This is a genomic window from Marinibacterium profundimaris, from assembly GCF_002210095.1.
GTDB classification, from domain to species: domain Bacteria; phylum Pseudomonadota; class Alphaproteobacteria; order Rhodobacterales; family Rhodobacteraceae; genus Marinibacterium; species Marinibacterium profundimaris.
In genome coordinates this window covers 190,315-214,463 of record NZ_AQQR01000003.1, presented here as the reverse complement: position 1 = coordinate 214,463, position 24,149 = coordinate 190,315, and the positions used below count along the sequence as shown (strand labels likewise).

The 24,149-nt window shown below is 68.8% G+C and carries 23 protein-coding genes; 13 read left to right on the top strand and 10 right to left on the bottom strand.

Translation table 11 applies throughout. The features are described from left to right. Positions 1-7 precede the first annotated feature (7 nt). Entirely contained in the window at positions 8-838 is an 831-nt protein-coding gene (locus ATO3_RS09250; protein ID WP_088649566.1) for a substrate-binding domain-containing protein, read from the top strand. A 60-nt stretch (positions 839-898) separates the two neighbouring features. Here ATO3_RS09250 and ATO3_RS09245 read toward each other — a convergent pair whose 3' ends face one another. Next, positions 899-1,789, bottom strand: coding sequence for a helix-turn-helix transcriptional regulator (locus tag ATO3_RS09245; protein WP_088649565.1), 891 nt, complete (start codon positions 1,787-1,789; stop codon positions 899-901). 166 nt (positions 1,790-1,955) lie between these two features. On the opposite strand from ATO3_RS09245, the gene ATO3_RS09240 reads away from it, so the two are divergent. After that, positions 1,956-3,662, top strand: a complete 1,707-nt coding sequence (locus ATO3_RS09240; RefSeq protein ID WP_088649564.1) for a thiamine pyrophosphate-requiring protein — start codon at positions 1,956-1,958, stop codon at positions 3,660-3,662. Positions 3,663-3,932: 270 nt separating this feature from the next. On the opposite strand, the gene pcaG is transcribed toward ATO3_RS09240, so the two are convergent. The 7 genes from pcaG to ATO3_RS09205 all read right to left on the bottom strand — a co-directional run bounded on the left by pcaG (position 3,933) and on the right by ATO3_RS09205 (position 8,295). Next, on the bottom strand, positions 3,933-4,532 hold the full coding sequence (gene pcaG, locus ATO3_RS09235; protein WP_088649563.1) for a protocatechuate 3,4-dioxygenase subunit alpha: 600 nt from the start codon (positions 4,530-4,532) through the stop codon (positions 3,933-3,935). A gap of 1 nt (position 4,533) precedes the next feature. Continuing rightward, a complete protein-coding gene (gene pcaH, locus ATO3_RS09230; protein WP_198963230.1) occupies positions 4,534-5,298 on the bottom strand; it encodes a protocatechuate 3,4-dioxygenase subunit beta in 765 nt (254 codons plus the stop codon). After that, positions 5,291-5,677 (bottom strand): 4-carboxymuconolactone decarboxylase, encoded by a 387-nt coding sequence (gene pcaC, locus ATO3_RS09225; protein WP_088649562.1) that lies wholly within the window; start codon positions 5,675-5,677, stop codon positions 5,291-5,293. Before pcaC ends, pcaH begins: the two co-directional genes overlap by 8 nt. Before the next feature lie 201 nt (positions 5,678-5,878). Beyond that, entirely contained in the window at positions 5,879-6,358 is a 480-nt protein-coding gene (locus tag ATO3_RS09220; protein WP_088649561.1) for a DUF6505 family protein, read from the bottom strand. Continuing rightward, positions 6,355-7,053 (bottom strand): biotin/lipoate--protein ligase family protein, encoded by a 699-nt coding sequence (locus ATO3_RS09215; RefSeq protein ID WP_088649560.1) that lies wholly within the window; start codon positions 7,051-7,053, stop codon positions 6,355-6,357. The genes ATO3_RS09220 and ATO3_RS09215 overlap by 4 nt, the downstream gene beginning before the upstream one ends. Then, a complete protein-coding gene (locus tag ATO3_RS09210) occupies positions 7,050-8,102 on the bottom strand; it encodes an Mrp/NBP35 family ATP-binding protein (protein ID WP_088649559.1) in 1,053 nt (350 codons plus the stop codon). The genes ATO3_RS09215 and ATO3_RS09210 overlap by 4 nt, the downstream gene beginning before the upstream one ends. A 4-nt stretch (positions 8,103-8,106) precedes the next feature. Beyond that, on the bottom strand, positions 8,107-8,295 hold the full coding sequence (locus ATO3_RS09205) for a DUF6494 family protein (protein WP_088649558.1): 189 nt from the start codon (positions 8,293-8,295) through the stop codon (positions 8,107-8,109). An 86-nt stretch (positions 8,296-8,381) separates the two neighbouring features. Here ATO3_RS09205 and ATO3_RS09200 point away from each other — a divergent pair, with 86 nt between their 5' ends. Next, entirely contained in the window at positions 8,382-9,131 is a 750-nt protein-coding gene (locus ATO3_RS09200; protein ID WP_088649557.1) for a hypothetical protein, read from the top strand. Positions 9,132-9,193: 62 nt separating this feature from the next. Here the strand turns inward: ATO3_RS09200 and ATO3_RS09195 are convergent, their stop codons facing one another. Continuing rightward, a complete protein-coding gene (locus tag ATO3_RS09195; RefSeq protein WP_088649893.1) occupies positions 9,194-11,140 on the bottom strand; it encodes a 4Fe-4S binding protein in 1,947 nt (648 codons plus the stop codon). A 392-nt stretch (positions 11,141-11,532) separates the two neighbouring features. On the opposite strand from ATO3_RS09195, the gene ATO3_RS09190 reads away from it, so the two are divergent. The 10 genes from ATO3_RS09190 (at position 11,533) to ATO3_RS09150 (ending at position 21,499) form a co-directional block, all read left to right on the top strand. Then, a complete protein-coding gene (locus ATO3_RS09190; protein ID WP_088649556.1) occupies positions 11,533-12,069 on the top strand; it encodes a DUF3305 domain-containing protein in 537 nt (178 codons plus the stop codon). Further along, positions 12,066-12,716, top strand: a complete 651-nt coding sequence (locus ATO3_RS09185) for a DUF3306 domain-containing protein (RefSeq protein ID WP_088649555.1) — start codon at positions 12,066-12,068, stop codon at positions 12,714-12,716. The genes ATO3_RS09190 and ATO3_RS09185 overlap by 4 nt, the downstream gene beginning before the upstream one ends. Then, positions 12,713-13,321, top strand: a complete 609-nt coding sequence (locus ATO3_RS09180; protein ID WP_088649554.1) for a TorD/DmsD family molecular chaperone — start codon at positions 12,713-12,715, stop codon at positions 13,319-13,321. Before ATO3_RS09185 ends, ATO3_RS09180 begins: the two co-directional genes overlap by 4 nt. Positions 13,322-13,377: 56 nt before the next feature. Then, positions 13,378-13,569, top strand: a complete 192-nt coding sequence (locus ATO3_RS09175; protein WP_088649553.1) for a twin-arginine translocation pathway signal protein — start codon at positions 13,378-13,380, stop codon at positions 13,567-13,569. Between the two features lie 121 nt (positions 13,570-13,690). Beyond that, positions 13,691-16,660, top strand: coding sequence for a formate dehydrogenase subunit alpha (locus ATO3_RS09170; protein WP_088649552.1), 2,970 nt, complete (start codon positions 13,691-13,693; stop codon positions 16,658-16,660). Positions 16,661-16,674: 14 nt separating this feature from the next. After that, positions 16,675-17,268 carry a formate dehydrogenase FDH3 subunit beta gene (gene fdh3B / locus ATO3_RS09165; RefSeq protein ID WP_088649551.1) on the top strand — a complete coding sequence of 198 codons (594 nt, stop codon included), beginning with the start codon at positions 16,675-16,677 and terminating at the stop codon, positions 17,266-17,268. A 215-nt stretch (positions 17,269-17,483) separates the two neighbouring features. Continuing rightward, entirely contained in the window at positions 17,484-18,722 is a 1,239-nt protein-coding gene (locus tag ATO3_RS09160) for a formate dehydrogenase subunit gamma (protein ID WP_088649550.1), read from the top strand. Then, on the top strand, positions 18,723-20,015 hold the full coding sequence (locus ATO3_RS09155; protein WP_088649549.1) for a c-type cytochrome: 1,293 nt from the start codon (positions 18,723-18,725) through the stop codon (positions 20,013-20,015). After that, positions 20,012-20,137 carry a hypothetical protein gene (locus ATO3_RS29455; RefSeq protein WP_269845405.1) on the top strand — a complete coding sequence of 42 codons (126 nt, stop codon included), beginning with the start codon at positions 20,012-20,014 and terminating at the stop codon, positions 20,135-20,137. The genes ATO3_RS09155 and ATO3_RS29455 overlap by 4 nt, the downstream gene beginning before the upstream one ends. A 15-nt stretch (positions 20,138-20,152) precedes the next feature. Beyond that, the gene (locus ATO3_RS09150; RefSeq protein WP_088649548.1) at positions 20,153-21,499 is read left to right on the top strand and encodes a sigma-54-dependent transcriptional regulator; all 1,347 of its coding nucleotides are present in this window, start codon (positions 20,153-20,155) and stop codon (positions 21,497-21,499) included. A 387-nt stretch (positions 21,500-21,886) separates the two neighbouring features. Here ATO3_RS09150 and ATO3_RS09145 read toward each other — a convergent pair whose 3' ends face one another. Further along, the gene (locus tag ATO3_RS09145; protein WP_088649892.1) at positions 21,887-23,848 is read right to left on the bottom strand and encodes a sensor histidine kinase; all 1,962 of its coding nucleotides are present in this window, start codon (positions 23,846-23,848) and stop codon (positions 21,887-21,889) included. Between the last annotated feature and the right edge of the window lie 301 nt (positions 23,849-24,149).

Sequence of the window (24,149 nt, the reverse complement as noted above, 5' to 3'; positions counted from 1 at the left end):
GTTTTCCATGTATAGACGCAGTGTCGTCCGCCTTGCGGCTGCCGCCACCCTGGCCCTCGGCCTCGGTGTCCAGGCGCAGGCCCAGTCGGACGAGTTCATCATCGTCCAGTCCACCACCTCGACCCAGAATTCGGGCCTCTTCGACCACCTGCTGCCGATGTTCCAGGACAAGACCGGGATCGAGGTCCGCGTCGTCGCCGTCGGCACCGGCCAGGCGATCAAGAACGCGGCCAACGGCGACGGCGACGTTCTCTTCGTCCATGCCAAGCCCGCCGAGGAGAAGTTCGTCTCGGACGGCGACGGCGTGGTCCGCTACGACGTGATGTACAACGACTTCGTCATCGTCGGCCCCGCCGATGACCCGGCCGGCGTCTCCGGCTCCTCCGACGTGACCGCCGCGCTCACGCAGATCGCCGAGGCCGGCGCGCCCTTCGCCTCGCGCGGGGACGACAGCGGCACCCACAAGGCCGAGCTGCGCCTCTGGGAGGCCGCCGGTGTCGACGCACCCGCGTCCTCGGGCGAATGGTACCGCGAGACCGGCTCGGGCATGGGCGCCACGCTGAACGCCGGCACTGCCATGGGCGCCTATATCATGACCGACCGCGCCACCTGGATCGCCTTCGGCAACAAGGGCGATTACGAGATCGCAGTCGAGGGCGACCCGCGCATGTTCAACCAGTACGGCATCATCCTGGTGAACCCGGAAAAGCACCCCAATGTGAAGGTCGAGGCCGGCCAGACATTCGTGGATTGGGTGATCTCGCCCGAAGGCCAGGACGCCATCGCCGACTACAAGGTCGACGGCCAGCAGCTGTTCTTCCCCAACGCCGGCGAATGACGGCCTGACATATGCCAAAGGGCAGGGCGGTTCCGCCCTGTCTGCCCCTGGGGGCCGCGTCTATGGCGAGACCCAGCGCACCTTGCCCGTCTCGCCCAGGTCGTAGCCCCCCATCGCCTCGGCCTTCGCGGCAAAGGCTTCGGTCCGGGCGAATTCCATCAGCCTCTGCACCGGCTCCCGGAAATAGGCGCGCCGGTCGATCAGCAGGTCGAACCGTTCCTCCAGGATCGGCCGGAAGGCCAGGTGGAACTGACGGGCCATCGCCTCGATCCCCAGCGCCGCATCCGCCTCGCCGACCGCCACGGCCGCCGCCGCGTCGCTTTCGGTCCGCGCAGGCGTCGGGCCGCCCTCGAATTCTTCGCGGGTCATGCCGTGCTCGGCCAGCAGCAGGTCAAAGAGCGCCGATGCCCCGGCGCCCTCCTGCCGCATCATCACGCGCCGGCCCTTCAGGTCGCCGAAGCCCTGCACCGCCCCGGCCGCGTCCGGCGTCAGGATCAGGCCACGCGCCCGCACCGCCCAGCCGATCAGCACGCAATCGCTCAAGCCCCGCGCCGCCACCGTCCGGATGTTCCAGCCGTCCTCCTCCGGCAGGTGCAGCCCGCCAATCGCGGCCTCGCCCCGCGCAAAGACGCCGATCCCCTCGGTCGAGCCATTCAGCAGCGTCGCCAGCCCGCATCCCGATTCCCGCACCGCCCAGTCCAGCAGCGGATCGTGCGAGCCGGTCAGCACCGCCGGCCGCTCCGCCGGGGCCAGCGTGCCTTCGCCCTCGATCCAGGCCATCAGCTCGGATCGCGGAAACAGCAGCTTGCCGGTGATCCGCCGATGCGGGATCTCGTCCGCGGCGGCCAGGTCATAGACCTTGCGTTCCTTCACGCGCAGCAGGTCGGCCACCTCGCGGGTGGTCAGGTACAGCGGCGCATCGCCGAGGGTCGTGTCCGGTGCAGATGTCATTGCGCCTTTCTGCCCCATCCCTCGCGCCGCGCCAAGCCTCTCGCCGACCCTGTCGCGTGCCCCCGGCCGCCGATCCCGGGGCGCGCAACCCGAACGAGAGTTGCCGCACGGTGCTCTCGCTGTAAGCTGGCACCGTGCAAGGGTGATCATGGGTGGAGTGCAGCGGATGGATCGGATCAACGCGGGGGCGGCCCTGCTCGCCCGGTTGGGACAGCTGGGGGTGAAATACGTCTTTGCCAATTCCGGCACGGATTTCCCGCCCCTGATAGAGGCCTTCGCCAATCCCGGAGACGTCTCGCTGCCGCGCCCGGTGCTGGTGCCGCATGAAACCGCCTGCCTCGCCATGGCGCATGGCTACACCCTGGCCACCGGCCAGCCGCAGGCGGTGATGGTGCATACCAACGTGGGCCTGGCCAATGCCGTGATCGGCGCGCTGAACGCTCGGGCCGACAATATCCCGATGCTGATCTTCTCGGGCCGCACGCCGGTGACCGAGGCCGGGCATTTCGGGTCCCGCACCGTGCCGATCGGCTGGGGGCAGGAGATGGCCGACCAGGCCGCGCTGGTGCGCGAGGCCTGCAAGTGGGACTACGAGCTGCGCTTTCCCGGGCAGGTCCATGACATGGTCGACCGCGCCCATGCCATTGCCTGTTCGGTGCCGCGCGGCCCGGTCTACATGTCGCTCCCGCGCGAGGTGCTCTGCGCCGAGACGGATCTGCCCAGCGACCGTCGCCCGCAGATGCGCCCCGCGATCCCGGCGGCGCGCAGCGCGGATATCGACGCCGCCGCCCGCCGTATCGCCGGCGCGCGCTTTCCGGTGATCTTCGCGCAGCGCGGGGCCGGGTCGGATGCGGCCTTTGCCCGCCTGTCCGAGACGGTGGAACGCTGGGCGATCCCGGTCTGCCAGTACTGGGCGCTGCAGCTCGCCATTCCCACCGATCATCCGATGGCCGCGGGGCCCGATCCCGCGCCGCTGCTGGCCCAGGCCGACGTGATCCTTGTGATCGACGCGCTGGCCCCCTGGAGCCCGTCAGAGATCTCGGAAGGCGGGGCGCTTGTGCTTCCGTCGCCCGACACCGTGGTGATCCAGCTTGGCCAGGATCCGCTGTTCGCGCAGACCCCGGTGCGCAATTTCCGCGTCGACCTGGCCCTGCCCGGCGACACGGGCGAGACGGTGATGGCGCTTTGCGACGCGCTGGACCGGCGCGATCCGGGCGACCGCATCGCCGAACGGGTCCGCGTCGCCACCGCCAACGCCGCCGGGTGGGAGGCGCGCGATGCCGAGGTTGCCGCCGATACCAAAGCCGGGACCCTGACGAAGCGGTGGCTGAGCGCCCGCATCGCCCGCCTGTCGCGCACGCGCCCGGTGACGGTTTTTGGCGAGCTTGGCGCGCGTCTGCCCAGCATGCGCCTGTCCGATCCCCAGTCCTGGTTCGAAAGCCCCCATTCCGGCGGCCTCGGCTTCGGCGTGCCGGCGGCCCTGGGCTATCACATGGCCAACCCGGAACGGCTCTGCGTGGCGATGACGGGCGACGGATCCTGGATCTTCGCCAATCCGCTGGCCTGCCTGCAGGTGGCGCGGTCGATGGGGCTGTCGATCCTGGTGGTGGTGGTCAACAACGGCGAATGGCACGCGGTGCGCGCCGCGGTCGAAGGCCTCTACCCGGACGGCGCGGCCGCGAGGTCCAACACGATGCCGCTGACCGATCTCTCCCCCTCCACGGACCACGCCGCCGTCGCCACCGCCTGCGGCGCGCTCGGCCTGCGCGCCGGCACGGTGGCCGAGTTCGAGGCGCTGCTGCCCGAGGCCGTGGCCCATGTGACCGAAGGGCGGGGCACGGTCGTCATCGACGCGCAGGTGGTGCGGGTGTGAGGGCGGTGACCCCGGAGGCTGGTGCGTGGCGGCCAGGTTGCATGGGGGCGCTGCCCCCGTCGCCCGCTGGGCGACTCCCCCGGAGGTATTTGGGCCAAGAAGAAGCAGGGGCCGGGGCACTTATGAACAGAGTGTTAAGACGCCGCTGCAAGCCCTTGAAATAAAAGGGGGCGGATCGTGTCCCACGCGTGGGACATTATTCGCCCGTACCCGCCATTGTCGCGCCATCGGTCGGGGCGACAATAGCGACGGGCCGGGTCAGGCAGGGGCTCAGAGGTCCAGGAACACCGTTTCCCCATCCCCCTGAAGGCGGATATCGAAGCGATAGGTCCCGTCTCCGGTCTTCTTGGCGATCAGCGTCTCCGCACGGGGACGCTGTTCGATCCGGGCCAGCAGCGGGTCGGCGCTGTTGTCCTCGTCCTCGAAGTAGATCCGGGTCTGCAGCCCGATGTTGATCCCCCGCGCCACGACCCAGAGCGCGATATGCGGGGCCTGCTGCCCGCCCGCGCGGGTCGGCGTCGGGCCCGGCTTGACGGTGCGCAGGGTGAATTCCCCGCTCTCGGCATCGGCGCCAAAGCGGCAATGGCCCGTGACCTTCGGATCGGCACCGGGCTGGCCGGGGTAAAGCCCGGCGGCATCGGCCTGCCAGCTCTCGATCATCGCGTCGCGCAGCGCCCAGCCGGTGCCGTCGATCACCTGGCCGACGATCTCGATGATCTGGCCCCTGGCACCGTCGGTGATGGGCGAGAGGCCGATCTCGGTCTCGAAGGCGCCGGCATTGCCGCAATAGCTCGGCATCAGCCCGATGTGGACGTAAGGCCCGGCTGTCTGCGACGGGGTTTCCACCAGTGTGTCGAGTTTCTGGACCATCTCACATCCCCTCCGGCTTGTTTTCGAACATGGTCTGACGCCGCCCGCGCAGGACGATGTCGAACTTGTAGGCCAGGTAATCCATCGGTTTCGACCGGGCCATGTCCAGCGGCGCCACGAGACTGTCGAGCTGGCTGCGGGACTTGATCGTCGCCGCGATCGGGCAAAGCGGGATCAGGGGATCGCCCTCGAAATACATCTGCGAGATAAGCCGCTGCCCGAAGGCATGGCCGAAGACCGAGACATGGATATGCATGGGCCGCCAGTCATTGGCCCGGTTCGGCCAGGGATAGGCGCCGGGGCGGATGGTAAGGAATTCGTAACAGCCGTTGTCGTCGGTGATGGTCCGGCCGCAGCCGCCGAAATTGGGATCGAGCGGCGCGAAATAGGTGTCCTTCATGTGCCGGTAGCGTCCGCCGGCATTGGCCTGCCAGATCTCGACCAGGGTGTTCGGCACGGGGCGGGCGTTCTCGTCCAGCACGCGGCCGTGCATGAGGATGCGCTCGCCCACGGCCGGGGCCTCGCCCCTGGTCCAGTTCAGGATCAGGTTGTTGTCGAGCGGCCCGAGGAGGTCGTGGCCGAAGGTCGGACCGGTTTCTTCGGTGATCGTGCTGTCGAGCGAGAGCAGCGGCCAGCGCGGCGCGCGTGTCACGGAGGTCTTGTAGTCGACATCATAGGCCGGTGGATGGGCGGCGCGGTTGCGCGGGATGAGGGGGCCACCGTCCCTGATCCTGTCCTTGATCGCGTCTGTCGTCGTGTCAGTCATCGGCGGGTTCCTCCATCTCGTCGAGCACCTGCTTGGCCAGCTTGATCGCGTGGTTGGCCCTGGGCACGCCGGCGTAGATGGCCACGTGCAGGAAGGCCTCGATGATGTCGTCCTTGCTGGCGCCGGTGTTGGCGGTGGCGCGGACATGCATCGGGATTTCCTCGAAATTGCCGGTCGCGGCGAGCAGCGCCAGGGTCAGCATGGAGCGTTCGCGCGGCGTGATCCGGTCGCCGGCCCAGACCGTGCCCCAGGCGCCCTCGGTGATGAGCTCCTGGAAGGGGCGGTCAAACTCGGATTTCTGCGCCTCGGCCCGGTCCACATGCGCATCGCCCAGCACAGAGCGGCGCACGGACATGCCCGTGGCGTAACGGTCGGACATTGGGATGTCTCCTCCTCGTGGGGCCGCCGCACGTGCCCCACGTGCAAGGGGCCGGGCGGCGGGTGAGCTCAGAGTGACATGGAATGATCGCGTATGGAAAATGGAAAAAGGCGCGGTTTGATTGTCGGAATGGTTATCTATCGCGCCGCCACGGGGGGGCTCGTCGCGCCCTTGCTGGCGCGCCTTGCAATCTCAGGGGGATCACTCGTCGGCGGAGCCGTGGACCGCGAACTGGCCCAGGTCGGCCTCGCGCACCTCGATCACGCGGTAGGCCTCGCGCACGCCGGCGCCTGTCAGCTCGCGCGAGACGGTCAGCAGCGTGTTGTCGTCGTGATCTTCGCACAGATCGGCCATCTGCGCGATCTCTTCGGCCGCGACGGGGCGGGCGGCCTCGACCGAGGGGGCGCCGTAATAGGTGACGAAATGCGCGGCCAGCTGGTCGGTCAGGCGCTCGGCCTCGGCCGGTTCCACCGCCGCCACGGCGACGAAGGTCACGCGTCCGCCGGTTTCCAGCCCGAACCAGCCGTTGGCGAAGGCCTGGCGCGCCTTGCCGACCAGGTCGCCCTCGCTCCAGTCCGAAAACTCGAACCCGCCAGAGATACACCATTCCCCGGTGCGGGCCGAAGAGGCGAAGACGCGGGTGTCGCTTTCGTCGAAATGGGTCGCGCGGGCGAGTTTCATGGGCGGGTCTCCAGAAGCGTCGTGAGCGGGATCAGGTGAGTTGTCCGGGTGTCGCGCAGCAGCATGCCGAAGCTGTCGTCGGTGCCCAGGAAATGGCCCTCGTGCGGGCCCTGGCGGATTTCGGTGCCGATACCGTGGACAAGGCCCGACCATTCGGCGTGCAGCGGCGCGGCGCCGTCCTCTTCCCAGCGCTGCAGCCAGACCAGCGTGTGACGGGCCCAGGCCTCCAGCAGGAGCGTGGCGGAGATCTCGCCGCAGCCTTCCTCGGACAGCGCGGTCTCGTCCGGGGCCTCGCCCGGCGCGTCCAGGTCGAGGCGCAGGCGCAGGGACAGCGCGATGACGAGCCAGCCGGGCAGGGCGGCGGGGTCGTCGGCGGGCGCCGAGGCGGAAAGCCCGCCGCAGCGCCCGCCATTGACGTAGAGCGCGCCGTCCCAGCCGAGGTGCACGGCGACCTCTGGCGGGGCCAGCGCGCCAAGCGCGTTCTGCAGTCCCACGCCGCAGAGCGGCAGCATCACCATCGCCGCTCCCAGGGGCACCTCGGGCGCCAGCACAAGCGCGGCCTCGGCCGTCTCGTCGGTCACGCGCCAGCACAGCAGGCCGGCATCGCAGCCAGCCCGCGCCTTCTCGCGCGCGGCCCCGGCCGGGTCGGAGGAGACTTCGGTCTCCCACAGCAGGGGCGGCAGCGTCAGGGTCATGCCACGCCGGCCTCGACCAATGCGTCGGCGACGGTGCCGAAGGCGGCCGCGCGGGCGCTGTCGGGGTCCGACACGACGATCGGCGCGCCCCCGTCCGAGGCGAGGCGGATCTGCAGGTCCAGCGGGATCTCGGCCAGCAGCGGCACGCCGAGCTTGGCGGCCTCGGAGGCCACGCCGCCATGGCCGAAGACATGTTCCTCGTGGCCGCAGTTCGTGCAGATATGGGTCGACATGTTCTCGATCATGCCGAGGATGGGCACGTTCAGCTGCTTGAACATGTCGATGCCCTTGCGCGCGTCCAGTAGGGCGACGTCCTGCGGGGTCGAGACGATGACCGCCCCGTCCACATGCGCCTTCTGCGCCAGGGTCATCTGCACGTCGCCGGTCCCCGGCGGCAGATCCACCAGCAGCACGTCGAGCGCGCCCCATTGCACCTGGCTCAGCATCTGCTGCAACGCGCCCATCAGCATCGGGCCGCGCCAGACCACCGCCTGATCGTCGTTGGTCATCAGGCCCAGCGACATCATCGTGACGCCGTGGTTGCGCAGCGGCAGGATCGTCTTGCCATCGGGCGAGGCCGGACGGCCCGACACGCCCAGCATGCGCGGCTGCGACGGCCCGTAGACATCGGCATCCAGCAGCCCGACGCGGCGCCCCCTCTGTGCCAGCGCGCAGGCGAGGTTGGAGGCCACGGTGGACTTGCCCACGCCGCCCTTGCCGGAGGCCACGGCGATGATATGCGCGATCCCGGGGATCCGCTCGGGCCCCTTCGGTTCGGGCTTTTGCGGTTTGAGATCCGGCGGCGGCGGGGTGGCGGCCGTCATCACCACAGAGACCGGGCCGGCGCCCTCGACCCCGGCGATCTTCGCCTCGGCCGCGGATTTCACCGGCTTGTAGGCCTCGGCCCGGCCGGCGGGCACGTCCAGCACGAAGCGCACCGCGCCCTCGGCCGACACGGTCAGCGCGCGCACCACCCCGGTGGCGACGATGTCACCGCCGCCGGCCGGATCCTCGATGGTCTTCAGGGCGGCGAGAATGGCCTCGCGCATGCGGTTATTCTCCCTCGATCTTGCCGGTGACCTCGTGGGTCAGGTCCAGCTCCTCGATGGTGATCACCGTCTTCACCGCGTAGGTCTTGCCGGCCTCGCCCTTCTCGCGCATGGCCTCCTCGATCGCCTGCTGCGAGGTCACGCCGACCTGCTTGAGATATTTCCGCATGGACATGTTGAAGGGGTCGCTCATTGTCTCGTCTCCTCTCGGGTGTCGGCTGGTGTGCCGTTGATCTCAGCCTGTTGACCGGCGCCTCGCCCCGGTCCTAGGCTCGTTACATGAAACTCCGGCGTTCGATAACAGCGATCGCGTTTTGCCTGGCCGCGATGCCGGTCCGTGCCGGAGACGGCCCCGTGCGGCTGTATGCGCCGCCCGTGTTGGTCGAGACCGGTGTCTTTCAATATGTACTGCCGCGCTTCTCTCTCAAGACGCAGGTGCGGGTCGAGCTGGTCGAGGATCCCGGCGCGGCCCAGGTGGTGCTGGGCGACGATGGGCGCGCGCTGTTCCGCGGCGCGGGCGCAACATGGCGCCTGGCGCGTCCGGGGGGCGGTGAGAACGCCGAACGTTTCGCGGATTGGCTGCGCTCCGAGATCGGGCAGCGCACGCTGCTGGCCTATGCGCCCGAGGGCACGCCGCTGTTCGATCCGCCGCCCGAGACCGAGGAAGAGGTGGCCGAGGTGGTGATCGACGGCGATGCCGTGTTGGGGCTCGAGGTCTCGCGCCGCGCCTGCGCGCGCTGCCACGCGGTGGAGGACGCGGGCCGGAAGAAAGGCATCGGCTCCACGCCGTCCTTTTCCGTCCTGCGCGCCTTCGCCGATTGGGAGGAACGCTTCGGTGCCTTCTACGTGCTCAACCCGCATCCGGCATTCACCCGGATCGCCGAGGTGACGGCGCCGTTTCCCATCGACCGCCCGTCGCCCATCGCCCCGGTGGACATGACCATCGAGGAGCTGGAGGCCGTGATGGCCTATGTCGCGCGGCTGCGCCCCGCCGACCTGGGCGCGCCGATCCGCGCGCAGGAGTTCTGAGCCGGCGCGAACCGGGTGCGGTGCGGGTACGGCAGGGCGAGGGCATGGGGGCAGGGCGGCGGTCAATGATCCCGCCGCTTGCTGAGGTAGTCGTCCGTGGTGCGCACCCGGGGCCGCTCGACCCCCGAGAAGGGATTGTTCTCGGAGTGGTATTGCGCGTTCACCCGGCAGTCGTCGCACATCTGGATCAGCTTGATCTTGTCGCCGCCGGCGAACATCGCGTGGGCGGCCAGCTTCTCGGTCACCCGCTCTACCGTGGATTTCACCCCGAAGAGCGCGCCGCATTCGATGCAGGCAAAGGGCTCTTCCTCGTTCAGCACCACCTGGTCCAGCGCCGTGTCCTCGAGGTTCAGGCGCGGCTCGTAGGTGATCGCATCCTCGGGGCAGACATTGGCACACAGGCCGCATTGCAGGCAGGCGTCCTCCTGGAAGCGCAGCTGCGGCAGGTCCGGGTTGTCGCCCAGGGCGCCGGAGGGGCAGAGCGACACGCAGGACAGGCACAGCGTGCAGGCGTCGGTGTCGACCAGCACGGCGCCATAGGGGGCGCCGTCGGGCAGGGGCAGGGTCTCGGCAGGGCCGTGCAGTGCCCGGGCGGCCTGACGCGTGACCTGCCGCCGCGTGCCGATAGGGCGGACGGGCTGGTGGGTCACGGGCTCGGGCGTGGTGTCATAGAGCCGGTCCGACAGCGCGTCGGGATCGGCGATATCCAGCAGCTCGACCCGGCCGGCGCCGATCGCGGCGGCCAGCGCCACCTCGGCGGCCAGCGCGTCGGCCTCGGCCCTGGGCCCCGGCAGAAGCGAGACGCGTGCGAAGCCAGCGGCGAGCGCGGCCACCGCCTCGGCATGGCCAAACGCGCCGATCGCCGCCATCTCCATCGGGACCACGTCCGCCGGCAGGCCCCGGCCATAACGCGCGGCCAGCCGGATCATCTCGGACCCGTGGGCATCTACCACCAAAAGCCGCGGATCGCGCCCGCCCGCGGCCAGGTAGCTCTGCGCCAGCAGCTGCACCCGGCGCAGCGTCTCGTCCACCGGCGGCGCATCGTAGCTGATCGCGCCCGAGGGGCAGGCCGAGGAACAGGCGCCGCAGCCCGCGCAGATCATCGGGTCGATGCTCACGTGCTCGCCGGCCGGCAGGATCGCGCCGGTCGGGCACAGATCCAGGCAGCGCGTGCAGCCGGTCTGCCCGGCCCGTGAATGGGCGCACAGCAACGGCTCGGCCCGGACGTACAGGGGTTTTTCGAAGGTGCCCACAAGGTGCGAGGCCGCCATCACCGCCGCCGCAACCGCCGGCGCATGGGCGGGATCGGCGCGCAGGTAACCCTCGCGCTTTTCATGGGCGGGGAACAGCGGCGTGCCCCCGGTCAGGTCCAGAATGATGTCGCATTCCGCCGTGCCCCCGTCGCGCGGCGCCGACAGCGTGAATGCGCCGCGTCCGCCCGGCACAAGCTCCTGCACCGCGTCCAGCGATACAGAGAACCCGCCCAGGGCGCCCTGGGCCTTGCGCAGCCGGCCCACGGTGACGTCGAAGCGGCGGTCCTCCGGCAGGTGTTCGACGCTGGGAAGCAGCACGGTCACGCCCAGGTGATCCGCCAGCTGCGCCGCCGCTTCCAGGGCCACCTCTTCGGGCCCGAGGATCAGGCACAGCCCCTCGGACGCGATGTCCACGGTCCGTTCCGGCGTGATCTCCATCCGCGCCTCGGCCAGCAGCGCGGCCATCTTCGGCAGGGTCGGGGCATCGTCTTCGGTCCATCCGGCGCGGTCGCGCAGGTCGACCAGCGGGGCGGGGTCCACCCCCAGCTCCTCGGCCAGATCGGCAAAGACGCGGGCCTCCTGCTGACAGGCGATCATGACGTCTTCCGCCTGCAGCGCCTGGGCCGCGCGGCCGATGTCGGCGGTGCACAATGCGGCACAGGGCGGTGCCACCTGCAATCCCGACGCGGCGGCCAGACCCTCGGAATCGATGGTTTGGCTGCCGGAACATGTACATGTTATCAACTGCTTGACCATGATGGGCTCCATCGCTGCGGCGCCCTTTGGCGCGTGGCTTTGCGCGGTTTGACCCGGTGCCGGACCAATGCGCCCGAGAGCCTAGACACGATTGCAATCCGGCAGCAACCGGTTTTCCGGCCCGGGACGCGGCCGGGCCGGGGTTCCGCAGGGGCATGCGTTAACCCCTTGATTCGCGGGCATCGCCGCCCTCAATTCCCGAGCACTTCACTCAAGATGGACAAAACGTCCCCAACCCGCAGAGCCCCTTCGCCGGCCTGCCCAAAATGACCCGTTTTGGCCCGGAATGCCGCCGTATACGGATTTGCCCTTTCGCGTGCTGCGCCGGGTGATTCAATCTGAGCGCCGAGGAGACAAGCCACGTGATCCGTAGCGACAGACCATACCGTTCCATGCCCGTCGGCGTGGTGATGCGCCGACGCCCGGGGGTGACCCGCTGGGCGCGCTGGGATTGGCGCGCGGTGGCGGTTCTGCCCGGCGCGCGCCCGGCGGACTGGCAGGAGCTGCGCCGCGAGGGCGAGGTCGTCGAGTATCACGCCGCCACCCCGATCCTAGAGCTTCACGGTGCCGAGACAGAGGCCTATGTCCACGGTCTGGGCGCCGATGTGCCCGGTGTTTTCGTGATCCTGCGCAAGGGGTCGGGCGATCGTCCTCTGAACGTGGTGCGCGTCACCGCCTCGCCCTACGAGGCGCAGGATTACGGCGACAACGGCGAGGATATCGTCGAGAAGGTGCCGATGCCGCCGGGTCTTGCCGCCTGGGTGCAAAGCTTTGTCGAGGCGTACCACCAGGACCAGGCCTTCGTGAAGCGACGCCGCGACAAGGCGCGGGTCGACAGGGTCGAGGACGGCAAGGGCGACGCGCGCATCCCGCAGGCCGCCGATGTCTATCGCTCGCCCGCCGCCGCCCGCCGGAGGCGCCTGTCATGAGCGATTTCTGGGCCCGCCGCAAAGCCGGGGTCGCCGCAGAGGCCAGGTCCGAGGCGCTGGCCACCCGCGAGGCCGATCGCGCCGCACAGGCCGCCGCCGTGGCCGAGCGCAGCGACGAGGAGCTGCTGGCAGAATTCGACCTGCCCGATCCCGACACGCTCGACAGCGCGGACGACCTGCGCCGGTTCCTCGGCCGCGCGGTGCCCGAGCGCCTGCGCAGCCGTGCCCTGCGGCGGATGTGGCGTCTGAACCCCGTGCTCGCCAATCTCGACGGGCTGGTGGATTATGGCGAGGATTTCAACGCGCCCGAGATGACCCGCCCGATCCTCAAGACCGCCTACGAGATCGGCCGCGGCTTTCCGGCGCCCGAGACCAGTGTCGCCGCCGCGCCACCGGCAAATGATGTCCCCACCGCACCAGGGGCCGACGGCGCGCCCGCCGCGTCAGCGGCCACCGATACCCCCGCCGCGTCAGCGGCCACCGATCGCCCGGCCGCGCCAGCGGCCGCCTCCGAGCAGGTCGCGCAAGCCGCCGAGGGACCCGAGGCCGCGCCGGACCAGGACGGCACCGCCCGTCCGCCGCGCCGCATGCGCATCCGCTACGACACAGCAGAGACCACAGACACCACGACGGGAAGCCACGCATGAGCGCCGCCGCCGAAATCACCAAGATCGCCACCGAAGACCGCCTGCGCGGGGATCTCTACAATTACCTCGGCGTCCTGCTCTCGGCCCCGCCCGACCAGACGCTGCTTGACCAGACCGCCGGGCTTGAAGGCGACAACAGCGATCTTGGCCAGGGCATCGCCGCGCTAGCGCGGCTGGCCCATGTCACCCGGCCCCAGGCGGTGGAGCGCGAGTTCAACGCGCTGTTCATCGGCCTCGGCCGGGGCGAGCTGCTGCCCTATGCCTCCTATTACCTGACCGGGTTCCTGAACGAGAAACCGCTCGCCAGCCTGCGCCGCGACATGGCGGCGCGCGGTCTTGCCCGGTCGGACACCGTGTTCGAACCCGAGGACAACATCGCCTCGCTGATGGAGATGATGGGCGCGATGATCGTCGGCCGCTTCGGATCGGCGGCGTCGCTGTCGGACCAGAAGACATTCTTCAACCGCCATATCGCCCCTTGGGCAGGCCATTTCTTCGCCGACCTCGAGGGCGCGAAGAACTCGGTCTTCTACGCCCCGGTGGGCACCATCGGCCGGGCCTTCATGGAGATCGAGGGCGAGGCTTTCAGACTGAGCGGGTCGTGATCCCGCGCATCCCGGCGGGCGACCGCCACGCAACACGTGAGAAAGGAGAGCTCACAATGACGAAGAAGGAAGAGGCGCCCAACCGCCGTGACTTTCTGAAGCTGGCCGGCACAACGGCGCCGATCGCGGCGGCCGTGACCGTGGCCGGTGCCGGCACCCAGGTCGAGGCGGCGGAGCCCGACCCGCAATCCGACCGGATGCAGGACACCGCGCATACCCGCGCCTATTTCGACAGCGCCCGGTTCTGACGGGACAGCCACAGCCGGCCTCGCGGCGTCTCCCGGATCAGCCCGGTGAGCCCGCGCGGCCCCAACCGCATCCAAGCGAGCGGGCCATGCCGGCCTGGCAAGCAAGGGGAGACCAAAGAGAATGCTGAGGAAAAAGACCAACGGGGCGGCCCGCCGCCCGCAGCGGACCAGCCTCCTGTCCGACATCGCCAGCAAGGGCGTCGACCGCCGCAGCTTCCTGCGCGGCTCGGGCCTCGCGATCGGCGGGCTGGCCGCAATTTCCGCCACCGGCGGCACCGTGAAATCCGCCGCCGCGGCGACCGCCGCCGCTACAGGCGCGGTGGACCTGAAGAAATCCGTCTGCACCCATTGCTCGGTCGGCTGCACCGTCATCGCCGAAGTGTCCGACGGTGTCTGGATCGGGCAGGAGCCCGGCTGGGACAGCCCGTTCAACCTTGGCTCGCATTGCGCCAAGGGCGCCTCGGTCCGTGAGCACGCCCATGGCGAGCGCCGGCTGAAGTACCCGATGAAGATGGTGAACGGCGAATGGACCCGTATCTCCTGGGACCAGGCCATCGACGAGATCGGCGACCAGATGATGTCGATCCGCGAGGAAAGCGGCCCTGACAGCGTCTACTGGCTGGGCTCCGCCAAGCATTCCAACGAACAGGCCTACCTGTTCCGCAAGTTCGCGGCCTATTGGGGGACGAACAACGTCGACCACCAGGCGCGGATCTGTCACTCGACCACAGTTGCGGGTGTCGCGAACACATGGGGCTACGGCGCCATGACCAACAGCTACAACGACATCCACAATTCCAAGGCGATCTTCATCATCGGCGGCAACCCCGCCGAGGCGCATCCCGTGTCTCTCCTGCACGTGCTGCGCGCCAAGGAACAGAACAACGCACCGCTCATCGTCTGCGACCCGCGCTTCACCCGCACCGCGGCCCATGCGGACGAATACGTGCGCTTCCGGCCCGGCTCGGACGTGGCGCTGGTCTGGGGCATCCTGTGGCACATCTTTGACAACGGCTGGGAAGACAAGGAATTCATCCGCACCCGCGTCTGGGGCATGGACGAGATCCGCGAAGAGGTCGCCCAGTGGACCCCCGAAGAGGTCGAGCGCGTCACCGGCGCCCCGCCGAGCCAGCTCAAGCGCGTGGCGCGCACCCTGGCCAACAACCGTCCCGGCACCGTGATCTGGTGCATGGGCGGCACCCAGCACACCAACGGCAACAACAACACCCGTGCCTATTGCATCCTGCAGCTGGCGCTGGGGAACATGGGCACCGCCGGCGGCGGCACCAACATCTTCCGCGGCCATGACAACGTGCAGGGCGCGACCGACCTCGGCGTGCTCGCCGACACGCTGCCGGGCTACTACGGCCTGTCCGACGGCGCATGGGCACACTGGGCGCGGGTCTGGGAAGAGGATCTCGACTGGCTGAAGGGCCGCTTCTCGGACGCGGAATTCGACGGCACCAAGGTCATGAACCTCAACGGCATCCCGGTCAGCCGCTGGATCGACGGGGTTCTGGAGGAGCCCGACGCGATCGACCAGCCCGACAACACCCGGGCCATGGTCTTCTGGGGCCACGCGCCCAACTCGCAGACCCGTCTGCCCGAGATGAAGACCGCGATGGAGAAGCTCGACCTGCTGGTCGTGGTCGATCCCTATCCGACCGTTTCGGCCATCCTGCATGACCGCACCGACGGCGTGTACCTGCTGCCGGCGGCGACGCAGTTCGAGACCTACGGGTCCGTGACCGCGTCCAACCGCTCGCTGCAATGGCGCGAGAAGGTGGTGGAGCCGCTCTTTGAATCGCTCCCCGACCACGTGATCATGCACAAGTTCGCCACCAAGTTCGGCTTCGACGACCGGCTGTTCCGGAACATCGAGGTCAACGGCGAAGAGCCCCTGATCGAGGACCTGACCCGCGAGTTCAACAAGGGCATGTGGACCATCGGCTACACCGGCCAGTCGCCGGAGCGGATGAAGATGCACATGGAAAACCAGCACACCTTCGACCGCACCACGCTGCGCGCGATCGGTGGCCCGGCCGACGGCGACTTCTACGGCATGCCCTGGCCGGCCTGGGGCACGCCCGAGATGAACCACCCCGGATCGGCCAACCTCTATGACATGTCGCTGCCGGTGGCCGAAGGCGGCATGGGCTTCCGCGCCCGCTTTGGCGTGGAACGCGACGGCGACAACCTGCTGGCCGAGGGCGTGGCCCCCGTCGGATCCGAGATCCAGGACGGCTACCCCGAGTTCACCATGCAGATGCTGATCGACCTCGGCTGGGACAGCGACCTGACCCCCTATGAACGCGGCATGATCGAATGGGTGTCGGGCTATATCGACACCCGCCCCAATGCCGAGGAAGTCGGCGAGACCTCGCAGACCGGAGAGATCCCGTCGGATTACAATGAGAAGGTCGGCGGCGTGAACTGGAAGACCGACCTGTCGGGCGGGATCCAGCGGGTCGCCATTGCCCATGGCTGCGCGCCCTATGGCAACGCCAAGGCCCGCGCCGTGGTCTGGACCTTCCCGGATCCGGTGCCGAAACACCGCGAGCCGCTCTATTCCAACCGCCGCGACCTGGTGGCAGATTACCCAACCTACGACGACAAGAAGTTCTGGCGGGTGCCGACCATGTACAGCTCGATCCAGCAGGAGGATTTCTCGGAAAGTTACCCGATCATCCTGACCTCGGGCCGTCTGGTCGAATACGAAGGCGGCGGGGACGAGACCCGGTCGAACCCCTGGCTGGCCGAGCTGCAGCAGGACATGTTCATCGAGATCAATCCCCGCGACGCAAACAACCTGGGCATTCGCGACGGCAACCAGGTCTGGGTCGAAGGTCCGGAGGGCGGCAAGGTCCGCGTGATGGCGATGGTGACCGAACGGGTGGGCACCGGCGTGGCCTTCATGCCCTTCCACTTCGGCGGCCATTACCAGGGCGAGGACCAGCGGTCCAAGTATCCCGATGGCGCCGATCCCTATGTCCTGGGCGAAAGCACCAACACCGCGCAGACCTATGGGTACGACAGCGTCACGCAGATGCAGGAAACCAAGGCCACCCTCTGCAAGATCTGGGCCGCGTAAGGAGTATATGAGACATGGCACGCGCAAAATTTCTCTGTGACGCCGAACGCTGCATCGAGTGCAACGCCTGTGTGACCGCCTGCAAGAACGAGCACGAGGTGCCCTGGGGCATCAACCGGCGCCGGGTGGTGACGATCAATGACGGCAAGCCGGGCGAACGCTCGATCTCGGTCGCCTGCATGCATTGTTCCGATGCGCCCTGCATGGCGGTCTGCCCGGTGGATTGCTTCTACCAGACCGAAGAGGGCGTGGTCCTGCATTCCAAGGACCTCTGCATCGGCTGCGGCTACTGCTTCTACGCCTGTCCCTTCGGGGCGCCGCAATACCCGCAGGCCGGCAATTTCGGCTCGCGGGGCAAGATGGACAAGTGCACCTTCTGCGCCGGCGGCCCGGAAGAGAACAACTCGCAGGCCGAGTTCCAGAAGTACGGGCGCAACCGGATCGCCGAGGGCAAGCTGCCGCTCTGCGCCGAGATGTGTTCGACCAAGGCGCTTCTGGCCGGTGATGGCGACGTGGTCTCGGCCATCTACCGCGAACGCGTGGTGGCCCGCGGCTTCGGCTCCGGCGCCTGGGGCTGGGGCACGGCCTACGACCAGAAGGGCGGCTAAGCCGTCCTGACCCGATGACGCGGCACGCCGCGACGGAACACGGGGGCAGGGCGGTCCGGTATCGCCTTGCCCCCGTGGCCGTCTGCCGGCCCCGCCGCCCATTGTCTCCCGAGACGCACTGGCCCGCCGGTGCGGCGAGGTGGCCCCGCCGCGGTGATCTGACCTGATCCGGGGCGGAGCGGCCGATCTTCACAGGCCCAAGGAGGACCTGGCACATGACGAACAGAACCAGTGGCTTCGGATGGTTCCTGGCCCTATTCGCGGTCTTCCTGGTGGCGGCGGTCATCCTGCAGCCCGCACCGCCCCCGGACCCGGCCGAAATGGCCCGGATCGAGGCGCGCCTCGCCACCGGCGGCGCGCCCACGCTCGAGGATATCCTTGCCCGGCAGAACGGCGAGACGGTCTCCAACGACTACCGCAAGATCAACATCGGCAGCCCCGAACAGGCCGCCGCCATGTCAAGCCAGCTCGGCACGCTGGGCGGCGCCTCGGACCCCGACCTCTGGCGCGCCCTGCGCTTCGACGAGGCCGACATCCGCGTCTCGGCCGGCGGCGATGTCGCCAAGACCCTGGTCCAGGACGGCGGCATGACCTGGTACGAATTCCGCGAGGGCCCGCTGATCACCTATGGCGGCTGGCTGCTTCTGGGCACGATTGCCGTGCTCGCCATCTTCTACCTGATCCGCGGCCGCGTTCGCGTCGACGGAGAGATGACCGGCCGCACGGTTGAGCGTTTCCAGTTCGTCGAACGCGCCGCGCACTGGACGCTGGCGGCGTCGTTCATCCTGCTGGGGGTGACCGGCCTTCTGACGCTCATGGGGCGGAAGTTCATCGCGCCGCACTTGGGGCTGGAAACCAACGCCCTGCTGCTGACCTGGTCCAAGCTGATCCACAACAACGTCGCCTGGGCTTTCATGCTGGCGCTGGTGGTCGTCTTTGTCATGTGGGTCTGGCACAACATCCCGGACCGCACCGACATCGTCTGGTTCAAACAGGCCGGCGGCATCATCGGCCACGAGCACCCCCCGGCGAAGAAGTTCAACGCAGGCCAGAAGGTGATCTTCTGGTCGGTCATCCTGCTGGGCGGCTCGATCTCTCTGTCGGGCCTGTCGCTTCTCTTCCCCTTCGACATGCCGCTTTTCGCCAAGACCTTCGCCATCATCAACGACATCGGCGTTCCCGGCTGGTTCGGCTACGATCCGCTGCCTGTAAGCCTCGCGCCGCAGGAAGAGATGCAGCTGGCCCAGGCCTGGCACGCCATCGTCGCCTTCGTCCTGATGGCGATCATCATCGGCCATATCTACATCGGCACGCTGGGGATGGAGGGCGCCTTTGACGCCATGGGCTCGGGCGAGGTCGACGAGGCTTGGGCGCATCAGCACCATTCGATCTGGCTGGACGAGGTCAAGGCCCGCGAGAAAGAGGCTCCGCGGGGCGCGACCCCGGCGGAATAGATGCGGATCCTCCGGGCGGCAGGGCTGTCCCTGCTCGTCGCGGGTCCGCTCGCGGCGCAGGACTTCACCTCGCTGAAAGGGCACGGCGGGCCGATCATGGCCATCGCCGTGGCCGCCGACGGGCGGGTGGCGACGGGCTCTTTCGACAATTCCGTGGGTCTCTGGCAGGGACGCGATCCGCTCTGGCTGGAGGGCCACGCCGCGGCGGTCACGGCCCTGACGGTCACACCCTCGGGCGAGGTGATCTCGGCCGGGGACGATTTCGCCATCCGGCGCTGGGGCACCGGGGCGGCCGCCGAGATCGGCCGTCACGCCGGCAAGATCCGGGGCCTCGCCGTCTCGCCCGACGGCACCTGGCTCGCCAGCGGCAGCTGGGACGGCACGCTGCACCTCTGGTCGCTGGGCCCCGGCACGGCCCGCGCTCTGCCGGACCCGGGCGCCGGTGTGAACGACGTGGCCTTCTCCTCCGACGGCACCGCGCTGATTGCCGCCACCATGGACGGGCGTCTGCTGCGCTATGATCTGGCGGAGACCGGAGGGACACCGGATCCCCTCGTCCGGCATGGCTTCGGCGTCAACGCGATCTCGCGCGGGGACGGGTGGATCGCCTACGGCGCCGTCGATGGCGGCACGCGGGTGATCGACGCCGGGACCGGGGCGGAGATCGCGGATTTCACCCTGGATCGCCGGCCGGTCCTGGCGATGGCCCATCACGCAGGCACCGGGCAACTGGCCGTGGGGGACGGGCAGGGCTACATCATGATCGTGGACACCGAGAGCTGGCAGATCGCGCGCGACTACCGCGCCACGACAGAGGGCCCCGTCTGGGCGCTGGCCTTCTCTCCCGATGGCTCGATGCTCTACGCCGGCGGGCTGGACGACGTGGCCTACGGCTGGCCCGTGGCACTACTCGACACGTTCGACGCCACCATGGGGCAGAAGCGCAGCTTCCTGCGCGACGCGGACACGATGGACAACGGCGAGCGGCAGTTCATGCGCAAATGCTCGATCTGCCACGCCCTGACCGACGGCCCCTCGCGCAAGGCCGGCCCGACGCTGCACGGCCTCTTCGGACGCCGGGCCGGTACGCTGCCCGGCTACAGCTATTCCCCGGCGCTGGGTGGCGCCGACATCACCTGGGGCCCCGAGACGATCGACGCGCTGTTCGACCTTGGCCCCGATCACTACATCCCCGGATCCAAGATGCCGATGCAGGTCATTTCGGCCGCCTCGGACCGGGCCGATCTGGTCGCCTTCCTCAGGGACGCGACCGCAAAGGAGACATCCGAATGAAAGCCATCTTCACCGGTATCGTGGTCATGGCGCTGATCGCCGTGGGTGCTTATTATGGCCTGCACGAGCTGGGCTACAGCTCTCAGGCCCGGTTCTCGGGGGACAACGTGCGGCTGGACTGAACAGGCGGAGTGAGAATGGCAGAGCCCGTTGCCGAACCCTATGGCGAAACGCTCGCCGGCGCGTCGATCCTGGTGGTCGACGACGAGGTGGGGATGCGCAATTTCCTCACCAAGATCCTGGCGCCGCGCTGCAAGCGGGTCGAGGCGGCGGCCTCTCCGGTGGAGGCGTCCACCTGGCTGGACGAGGCGCCTTTCGACGTGGTCATCCTGGACAATATCCTGCCCGGGAAGAAGGGCCTCGACTGGGTGACCGAACAGCGGCGCCTTGGGTTCTTCGCCGACACGGTGATGATCACCGCCTATGCGGATCTCGAAACCGCCATCGCCGCGCTCCGCGCCGGGGTGAGCGATTTCGTCCTGAAGCCGTTCCGCGCCAACCAGATCCTGAACGCCGTGGCCCGCACGCTGGACCGCAAGAAGCTGCGGCAGGAGAACCGGCTGCTGCGGCATGAACTTTCGGCGGATGCGACGGCCGGGCGGGGGCCGTTCATCGGCCATTCCGTGGCGCTTGGCGAGGTGCGGCAGATGCTGCACAAGCTGGCCCCGCTGTCGACCCCGGTGCTCTTCACCGGCGCGTCCGGGACAGGCAAGGAAATCGCCGCGCGGACCCTGCACGCCCTGTCGGACCGGGCCGAGGCGCCCTTCGTCGCGGTCAACTGCGCCACCATTGCGCCCGACCGGATCGGGGAGGAGCTGTTCGGCGTGATCGAGGGCGGCGACAAGCGCGCGGCCGGGCTGTTCCTGCTGGCCGACGGGGGCACGCTGCTGCTGGACGAGGTGGCGATGATGCCGCCGCAGCTGCAGGTGATGCTGCTGCGCGTGCTCGAAGACCGGCGGATCCGGCCGGTGGGCGCCGAAAGGGACATCCCGCTGAACCTGCGCTTCTGCTTCGCCACCAACGACGACCTGCCCCGCGCGGTGGAGGAGGGACGCTTCCGCGCCGATCTCTACCACCGGATCAACGTGGTGACGATCGACATGCCCCGGCTGCAGGAACGGTCCGAGGACATCGTGGAGCTCGCGGCGCATTTCATGCGGCATTTCTCGCAGTCCCTGGGCATGCCGGCGCTGGAGCTGGACGAGGAGACGCTGCTGAAATTGCGCCGCTACGACTGGCCAGGCAACGTGCGCGAGCTGAAGAACCTGATCGAACGCTCGGTCATCCTGGGCGCCTTCCCGCCGGAATTCGCCGGCGACGGCGAGGTGACGGGCGAGCGGGCGATCGAGACGCTGGACCTAGTGGAGCAGCGCCACATCCTGCACGTGCTCGACCGCTGCGACGGCAACCGGGCCGAGGCGGCGCGGCGGCTGGGGGTGTCGCGCAAGACGATCGACCGGAAATGCGCCTCCTGGGCGATGTGAGGACCCTTTTCTGAGGCCGTGGCCCTGGCTGTGGCGTCCGGCCGAGTATTTGGACAAAGGTGAAGACAGGGGCGCGGCGCGACATGTGTCCCACGCGTGGGACAGTGGGCCGATTCAATGAAATCAATGGCTTGCAGGGGCGTGTTAACCTTCTGTCAAGAGATCCCACGCCGGGGCAGCGCGCGACGTCATGTCTTCATCTTTGCATAAATACCTCATTCCGCCCCCTCCATCCCGCGCCTCGGCCGCAGAAAAGGGCACCCCGACGACCCGTGCCCGCAGCCCAAGGTCAGATCCCTCGCACTGCGCCCCTGTCTTCTTCTTGGACAAAAATACACCGGACCGCCCGTTCCCCCCGGGCGCTCCGGTCCGGAACAGGGCGTTTGCTCAGACGGCGTCCGCCGCGTCCCCGGCCTCGGGCAGCCAGACACGGAATTCCGCGCCGCCGCCCCTGGCATTGGCCGCCGTGATGATCCCGCCGGCGCGTTGCACCAGGGTCTGGCTGATCGACAGGCCCAGCCCGGTGCCTTCGCCCTGTTTCGTGGTGTAGAAGGGATCGAACACGCTGTTGCCCATTCCGCCGGGCAGGCCGGGGCCGGTGTCGCGGACCACCAGCTCGGCCCCCGGAACCCCGTCGCGCGAACAGGGCAGCAGGCCGATGCTCAGCCGTCCGGTCCCGCGCATCGCCTGGGCCGCGTTCACCACCAGGTTCACCACCACCTGCTGCATCTCGCCCCGGTCGATCCGCACCGGCGGCGTCCAGGGATCGAAGTCGCAGACCACGTCGATCTCGCCCCGCGACAGCACGTGATCGACCAGCAGCAGGCAATCCTCGATCACGGGCGCCAGGTCCACCGTCTCGCCCGCGCCGGAAAATTCCCCCGGCCGGGCGAATTGCAGCAGCTTGCCGACGATGGCCGAGATCCGCGTCACCTGACCGTCGATCAGGCCCAGCTCCATCTCGATCTCGCGGGTGTTGGGGCCCAGGGTCTCGCGGATCACGTCGACATTGCCCTGGATCACCGCGACCGGATTGTTGATCTCATGCGCCACCCCGGCCGTGATCTCGCCGATGGAGGCGAGCTTTTCCGACATCACCAGCTGGCGAAAGGTCTCCTCCAGCTTCTGGTTGGCCCGGCGCAGCTCGGCGGTGCGCTCTTCCACCCGCAGGTTCAGCTCGTCCGCCCAGGCGCGCAGCCGGGCGTCGCGGTCCTGCACCTCGTCCAGCAGCTGGTCGAGGTGCGCGGCGACCTGGCCGATTTCGTCGCGCGAGCGCAGATCGCCGTTGCGGGCCGACAGGTCGCCGTCCTCGACCCGTTTCATCGTCTCGGTCATGCGTTCCAGCGGGGCAAAGATCCCCTTTGCCAGCCACAGGAAGACCGGCGCCGACAGGCCCAGCAGCCCGATGAACGCCGCCATCATCCAGAGGAAGGCCGCGCGCTTGGCGGCGGTGAAGGGCGCCTCGAGAAAGCCCACGTAGAGCATGCCGACCCGGTCGCCGAAGCTGTCGGTGATCGGCAGGTAGCCCGAGATGTACCAGTCGTTGACCACGAACGCCCGGTCGAGCCAGGTCCGCCCCTGGTCCAGAACGGCCGAGCGCACCGCCGCCGAGACCCGCGTGCCAAGCGCGCGCACGTCCTCGAAGAGGCGCACGTTGGTCGAGATCCGCACGTCTTCCAGGAACAGGGTCGCGGTGCCCTGGCGGTCGCCCCCGGTGACCGCGTTGAGATAGACCAGCGCGTTGACCCGGTCGATGAACTGCAGGTTGCGGTTCAGCAGGATGCCGCCCACCAGCACGCCCTCGCGGCCCGCCTGCGTCACCGGGGCGGCGGCGTGGATCACCATGCCGCGATCCTCGACGCTGCGCTCGGTGGGCACGGCGGCCTCGGTCTCGATCAGGCCGATCCGGGCAAGGCCGTCAAGCTGGCCGGAGAAGGCGGCAAGCATCCCGGGCGGGAAGATGTCGATCTGGCTGTCGGGCCGGCCGGCAAGGGCATGGGCGATCACCGGCCAGCGGTCGGCGGCGGGGGCGGCGGCCTCGCGCGGCAGGAAATAGAGGAAGTCCAGCGACAGCCTGTTGCGCGTGGCCGAGAGAAAGGCGTCGGGCGCGATCTCCATCGCCTCGGCGAAGGCGCGGCTTTCGGCGACACCGCGCAGCCCGGTGGCGGTGCCAGTCATCAGCTGGCTGAGGTATTGTTCCGCGATGCGCAGGTCGCTTTCGACATTGGCGATCAGCACCTCGTCGTAATCCGCCGTCCAGCGGGTCATCCCGAGGAACAGCAGGAACGGCATCAGCACCGCAAGCGGCAGCAGGGCCAGGACCAGCAGGCGCAGGCGGACCGAGGCGATCACGGATCAGACCGGGCTGAAACGGGGCGGAGCATCATGCGCCATCTGACGCAGGATGCCGCGCGAAGGCAAGCCTCGGGGTCCGGGCGTGACCGCCACGGCGGCCCCCGGTGGGGGCGGCAGGCCGGTCTCGCGGGGTGCCCCGATAGGGCGTCGGCAAGGGGGCATGGCAGACAGGCGGCGCGCCCGGCGCGTGCCGGGGGATTAGGACAGGGACGGCGTTGCGTGCAGGCGCCGGTGCGGATGCGACTTTGGCAGCATGGTATGCAACGGCATCCTCTGGCACCTCTTGGGGGTCGCG